3 protein-coding genes are annotated in these 4,063 nt (G+C 73.0%); 1 reads left to right on the top strand and 2 read right to left on the bottom strand.

Annotated elements, in window-relative coordinates:
• On the bottom strand, positions 1 to 1,343 hold a 1,343-nt coding region (locus K4G64_RS38630; RefSeq protein ID WP_260461563.1), incomplete at its 3' end, for a hypothetical protein.
• 233 nt (positions 1,344 to 1,576) lie between these two features.
• Positions 1,577 to 2,035, bottom strand: coding sequence for a DUF6069 family protein (locus K4G64_RS38625; RefSeq protein ID WP_221760521.1), 459 nt, complete (start codon positions 2,033 to 2,035; stop codon positions 1,577 to 1,579).
• Positions 2,036 to 2,263: 228 nt separating this feature from the next.
• On the opposite strand from K4G64_RS38625, the gene K4G64_RS38620 reads away from it, so the two are divergent.
• Complete coding sequence (locus K4G64_RS38620) at positions 2,264 to 3,940, top strand: NAD-dependent malic enzyme (RefSeq protein WP_221760520.1); 1,677 nt, start codon at positions 2,264 to 2,266, stop codon at positions 3,938 to 3,940.
• Positions 3,941 to 4,063: the final 123 nt, after the last annotated feature.

Here is a 4,063-nt window from a genome sequence, read left to right as displayed (position 1 = left end):
GCCGACGCCGCGGGGGGCGCCGGAGGCCGCGCGGGGGCGGCCGACGCCGGCGGGGTGACCCGCGCCGGGACGGAATCGGCGGGCGCCGCGAAGGGTACCGGTGGCCCGGCGGGGGCGGCCGACGCCGGCGGGGTGACCCACGTCGGGACGGAATCGGCGGGCGCCGCGAAGGGTGCCGGTGACCGGGCAGGGGCTGCCGACGCCGGCGGGGTGACCCCCGTCGGGACAGGGTCGGTGGGCGCCGTCGGGGGCGTCGGTGTCAGGGAGCGGACGGCGCCGTGGAGTCGTTCGAAGACCTCCTGCGGCATGGTGTCGACCCGGTCCAGGATCGCCGCCGCCCGCGGGTCGGTGGCCCGCGCCTCGCGCTTCTCCTCATCGGTCAGCAGCATCGTGCGCAGCGTGAGGATCTCGTCGATCTCGGCGGCGTCGTGCAGATCGCCCGGGCTCTCGGGAGCGACCTGGGGGTGGTCGGGCAGGATGATCGGCGCCGACAGCAGGACGGGTCCGGTGTCGCCGGCCTCACCGCCGAGCACGGGGAAGGTGAACTCGTTGCGGCACGCGCGCGCGAGAGCTTCCAGGTCCGCCGGAGGATCGATCAGCGAGACGAACTCCACCCCGTCCCCGCCGATGAGCGTGTGGGTGGCGATGAGGGCCCGGCGCAGTGCCTCGTCCCGAGGAGTGCGCGGTGCCGGGGCGGGCCCGGTGTTCCTGGTCGTCACGCGGATCCGGCAGAGGCCGTCGGAGAGCCGCTCCGCGGAGACGGTGGTCTCGGCGCGGATCTCCTCGCGGCTGCGCACCACCCGCCCGGCGTCGTGGGGCAGGGGCTCGACGTCCTCCCCCTCCGTGGCGCTCACCGCGACGGTGCGTCCGCCCCGGAGGAGTTCATCGAGCGGGGCCTCGATCTCGCACTCGCGCGGCAGCGCCTCGTCGAAGGTGAGATGCACCGTGCCGTCGTCGCCGCGCAGCGACTCGACGGGGCGGCCCGCTTCTTCCACCTGCTTGCGCTGCATCTGGAGGTAGCGGATCCGCACGCGGAGGCGGGCACTGTCCGGCTGCCGGACCCGCAGCAGGCACTCGGTCTGCTGGTACCAGGAGTCGGCGGAGCCGGAGATACCGGGAGTGACGGGACCGCCCGCCTCCACCCAGTCCCGGGGGAACAGCACGCCGAACTGCCAGCGGACGCGGTTCTTGGCGGAGGAACGGCGGTAGGGGTAGAGGAGGTAGCCCTCGTAGAGGACGGCGTCGGCGACGGCGCCGAGCTGCTCGAGGACGCCCGGGGACGGGCCTGCGCCGCCCCTCGTGGCAGCGCTCTTCGTGCCGCCCTCGGCCAGTGCCTCCGCCATCGCGCCTCCTCGTCACCGTCGTCACCGTGTGCACGCGCATTCCTTCCACCACGGTCACACCGGTCATCCACGGTCGCCTCCTCCGGCGCAGCGGGATTGGGCCGTTCGGGGTGGTCCTGAGGCCGCGGCCGGGCGGCCCGGGAAGGTTCGCCCGGATCAGGGAGCGCGGCGACGGGCCCGTCAGCGCCGAGGCGCGACGGGCCCGTGTCGGTGGTGCGGAGGGTGGGACGGGTTCAGCGCCGTACGTGGGAGAGCCTGCGCGCGAGCAGCGGGACGACGACCGCGGCGGCCACCACATGGGACGCGGCGAGGACGACCCGGGTGGACGTGGCGGTGTGCGGGGCGACGGCCGGCCCGGCGAGGGACAGTGCGGTGAGGACGACGGTGGTCACGGTGAAGGTGCGGGCCGGCCGCTCGGCCCAGCGGGCGAGGACGACCGCGAGGACGATTCCGGCGAGCGACCAAAACACCACCCCGCCGAAGAAGCCGCCGACCGGGATCTCCGCGGCCTCCGTGGCCCCGGGACTCGCCGCTTCCATCGGGACACCGGCGGCCCGCGCGACGAGCGCGAACGCCTCCGTCACCACGGCTCCGGCGAGGGTGGCCAGAAGGCCGACCAGCCACACGGGGCGGGTGGAGAGAAGGCCGGACTCGGATCGCTGTGCCTGGGTCTGACGCGTCGTCACACTCATGTCACTGTCTCCTGAGAGGCGTTGGGGCGCTGTGGGGCGTACGAAGAGGTAGACCGGACGGCGACGCGGAACTCATCGGTGCCCGGGGGGCGTCTTCACGGAGCCGGTGGTTCATCCGGATGGTTCACCGAGCCGGTGGTTCATCCGGATGGTTCACCGAGCCGGTGGTTCATCCGGATGGCACACGTCACCCGCACGAACCGGCGCGTCACGGGAAGGCGTTGTCCCATGGATCAGCCGACGCATCACCCCCGCCCCACCACCAGCCCCGCCGTCACGACCCTGGCCGACCCGCTGGTCAACCGGGGCACCGCCTTCACCCGGCGCGAACGCGAGGAGCTGGGGATCGACGGGTTGCTGCCGCCCGCGGTGGAGACCCTGGACGAGCAGGTCGCCCGTGCCTACGAGGCGTTCCACGGCTACGACAAGCCCCTCAACCGGCACATCTACCTGCGGCAGCTCCAGGACACCAACGAGGTCCTGTTCTACCGTCTGGTCACCGAGTATCTGGAGGAGCTGCTGCCCGTCGTCTACACGCCGACGGTGGGCGAGGCATGCCAGAAGTTCAGCGAGATCTACCGGCGGCCGCGCGGTCTGTTCCTGACCTGGGAGGACCGGCACCGCTTCCGGGACATCCTGCGCAACCGCCCGCACCGCGACCACGACGTGGACGTCATCGTCGTCACCGACGGCCAGCGCATCCTCGGCCTGGGCGACCAGGGCGTCGGCGGCATGGGCATCCCCATCGGCAAGCTGAGCCTCTACACGGCGATCGGCGGCATCCACCCCGCCCGCACCCTGCCGATCCTGCTGGACGTGGGCACCGACAACGAGACCCTGCTCGACAACCCCCGCTACCTGGGCCGGCGCGACCGGCGGCTGACCGGCGCCGAGTACGACGAGATGATCGAGGCGTTCGTCGCGGCGGTCGAGGCGGAGCTGCCCGGGACGCTGTTGCAGTGGGAGGACTTCGCCACCGCGCACGCCCATCCGATCCTCGCCCGCTACCGCGACCGGCTGCTCACGTTCAACGACGACATCCAGGGCACCGCGGCCGTCACGCTGGGCGCCCTGTCCACCGCGGCGGACGTGGCCGGCACCCCGCTGCCCGAGCAGCGCGTGGTGATCCTGGGAGCGGGATCGGCCGCGATCGGCGTCGCCGACATGATCCGTACGGCCATGATCGACGAGGGTCTGGCGGAGGACGAGGCGACGGCCCGGTTCTGGATCGTCGACATCGACGGGCTGCTGGTGTCCTCGCGCTCAGAACTGACCCCGCAGCAACGGGCGTTCGCGCGGCACGACAGCGAGGTGGCCGACTGGGACGGCACCGGCCTGGCCGAAGTGGTGCGCCGCGTCGAGCCGACGGCGCTCATCGGGCTGTCGACGGCGCACGGCGCGTTCACCGAGGAGATCGTGCGCCAGATGGCGTCGACCTGCGAACGGCCCGTCGTCTTCCCGCTCTCCAACCCCACCTCGCACTCCGAGGCCGAGCCCGCCGACCTCACCCGCTGGACCGACGGGCGGGCACTGATCGCCACCGGCTCACCCTTCCCGCCGCTGACGGTCGACGGGCGGGAGGTGCCGGTGGCGCAGTCGAACAACGTGTACGTCTTCCCGGCCATGGGCCTCGCGGTGACCGCGAGCCGGGCCACCCGGGTCACGGACCGCATGCTCGTCGCCGCCGCCCGCGCCGTCGCGCGGTGCGCGGTCCGGGCGGCGGACGGCGAGGACCTGCCCGTGCCGCTGCTGCCGCCGCTGACCGGGATGCGGGAGTCCGCCCGCGAGATCGCCCTGGCCGCGGCCCTCGCCGCCGTGGAGGACGGGGTGGCCCCGCAGGCCACGGAGGAGGAGCTGCGCAAGGCCGTCGCCCGGGCGCAGTGGACGCCCATGTACGAGGACTAGTACTGCAACGGTGCTTGTTCTGAGTGCTGGGCAGTTTTCAAGGGCTGTGTCCGCGTCGTTTGTAGTGACTCAGGCGGGCTTGGTGTTGCCGTCTGCGGCGCCAGGTTGACCAGTGCAGAATGT

The sequence above is a fragment of the Streptomyces sp. WAC04114 genome (genome assembly GCF_019733245.1).
Taxonomy (GTDB): Bacteria; Actinomycetota; Actinomycetes; order Streptomycetales; family Streptomycetaceae; genus Streptomyces; species Streptomyces massasporeus_A.
The sequence above is the reverse complement of the archived record's forward strand: the minus strand, read 5'-3'. Positions and strand labels throughout refer to the sequence as shown.